We start from the raw sequence: 1,997 nt of genomic DNA, 5'->3' as shown, positions 1-1,997 counted from the left end.
GACAAATCTATAAATCTCTATTTCTGAAATTTGTTATTTTTTAGTACACTTTTCTAAGGTTTTATAACATTTTTGTAACTGTTACTTAACCTCCTCATCTTCTTCATTATTACAATTATGATGATGTACATCTAAAACCATTGGGATATTTAGTGTTTTACATAAATTCAAAGTTTCTTTTGCTGTATATATTTTATCGTCATTTTCTATTATTAATTTTTCCTTTATACTCTCAGGATATTTATTAAAGTTTTCTATAAATCTTTTTAATCCTTCTTCCTTTCCTATAGTTGCTCCTCCAACATGAATAACCATTTTGGCTTTATGGCTATAATGTATCTTTTCAAAGAAATCAATTTGATGTAGTAGATTTTTTTTAGTTGTTTCTACTACATCTGGATTTGTACTGTTTATTACATTAAAATGATCTGGATGAGTATCTACTCTCATGTCTGATTCTCTAATAAGCTTTCCTATATAGTCAAAATCCTTTTTAAATCTTTCAAAATAATTATAATATGGAACTTCTAAATGAGTAGCTAAAGGAATAAGATTAGAAGTTATTCTGTAAAAATGTATATTATTTTCAATATTATATTTTAATATAGATTCTAAGTCATTTACATTTGATAATAATACTTTATTAAGTTTTTCAAGCCTTGCTTCTTCAGTTGTAAGCTTATTATAATTAGAAAAAGTAACAGTGCTTGAAGCTGTAACTTTCTTTCCAAGTTTTTTAGAAATTGCTACATATCCTAATCTAACCTTCATATTTTCCTCTCCTTTCATTATGTTTTTAGTTTTTTCATAGTATAATCTAAATATGTTACTATTTTTCTGGCAAAAATTATTTATATAGCTATCTTTTGCTTTATGATGTATAATATCTATAATAATTTTTGAAGGAGGCTGTCAAATACATGAAAAAAGCACTTATCACTTTGTTATTATCCACAAGTCTTTTATTTTTAATTGGATGTGGTAATACTTCTAAAGAAGAAAATAATTCAGTTTCTTCAAATGGGACAACTGAAAGTAGTAGTTCCAAAACTGATAATAGCGAAAAAAATTCTAATGATGATAATACAAAAGAAAAGAATGATAATGTAAAAGAAGAAGATGCAAAAAATGATAAAGATACTACTGAATCTTCTACACGATCTGACTCTAATAAAGAAGAATCTAAAGAAATACCTTTAACTATTTACTATCCTAATGACACAGCTGATGGATTAAATAATAAAACTGTAACAATAAATCATTTAACTGCTTACAGCATTATAAATGCATTAGCTGAAAATAAGGTAGTTCCATCTGGAACAACAGCCTTAAAATTTGATTCATCAAATAAAATAGGATATCTTGATGTATCCTCTAATATATATAATGGTAATTATGGTACTACTGAAGAACAACTTATGCTAGATTCAATAAAAGAAACTTTCCTTAAAGCATTTAATTTAGAAAAGATAAAATTAACTGTTAATGGTAGTCCATATAGTGGTCCGCACTTAGATTTTTCAGCTGACCAATATCTATAATTTAATGTTTTGTTAGCTACAAAAAAAAATGCATTTGAATACTTAAAAATCATTCAAATGCATCTTCTTTCTACTAAGTACTTACATAAAAAATTATTTACTTATTACTTCTCTTAAATTTTCACTAAGCTTACTTATTTCATTTATCTCGTTTAATAATTCCAAAAGCTTTTCGCTTTGCTCTTCAGATATAGAAAGAGATTTTTCTGCAGATTCAGATTGATTTTTAGCAATATCTGATACATCTTTACTCTTATCAACAGCCTTTATAATTAACTCTCTAACTATTTCTATAGATTCAGTACTATTTTCCATATTAGATTCAATTACCTTAAAGGCTTCTTCTAAAGAACCAAAAACTTCAGATACTTCATAAACAGTATCCACTGCTACTCAAAATATGGACAATTATACCCATATCGAGATTTTTCCTTATTCATCGTGTCCTATTTTGTA

At 26.0% G+C, this 1,997-nt stretch carries 2 protein-coding genes and 1 pseudogene; 1 reads left to right on the top strand and 2 read right to left on the bottom strand.

The genetic code is table 11. The features are described 5' to 3' along the window. Positions 1-87: 87 nt before the first annotated feature. Positions 88-771 (bottom strand): annotated as a pseudogene (uvsE, locus tag BM384_RS16890) (UV DNA damage repair endonuclease UvsE); the annotation flags it as partial. A gap of 149 nt (positions 772-920) precedes the next feature. On the opposite strand from uvsE, the gene BM384_RS16885 reads away from it, so the two are divergent. Beyond that, positions 921-1,541, top strand: coding sequence for a GerMN domain-containing protein (locus BM384_RS16885; protein ID WP_090015409.1), 621 nt, complete (start codon positions 921-923; stop codon positions 1,539-1,541). A 93-nt stretch (positions 1,542-1,634) separates the two neighbouring features. Here the strand turns inward: BM384_RS16885 and BM384_RS16880 are convergent, their stop codons facing one another. Continuing rightward, a complete protein-coding gene (locus BM384_RS16880; protein WP_090015407.1) occupies positions 1,635-1,928 on the bottom strand; it encodes a hypothetical protein in 294 nt (97 codons plus the stop codon). Between the last annotated feature and the right edge of the window lie 69 nt (positions 1,929-1,997).

Origin of the sequence: Clostridium sp. DSM 8431 (assembly GCF_900116755.1) — a bacterium.
GTDB lineage: Bacteria > Bacillota > Clostridia > Clostridiales > Clostridiaceae > Clostridium.
This window is presented reverse-complemented; position numbering and strand designations above follow the sequence as displayed.

What these genes read in the sequence shown, in the direction of transcription:
- BM384_RS16885 (WP_090015409.1), top strand. Translation starts at nt 921, where the DNA reads ATGAAAAAAGCACTTATCACTTTGTTATTATCCACAAGTCTTTTATTT.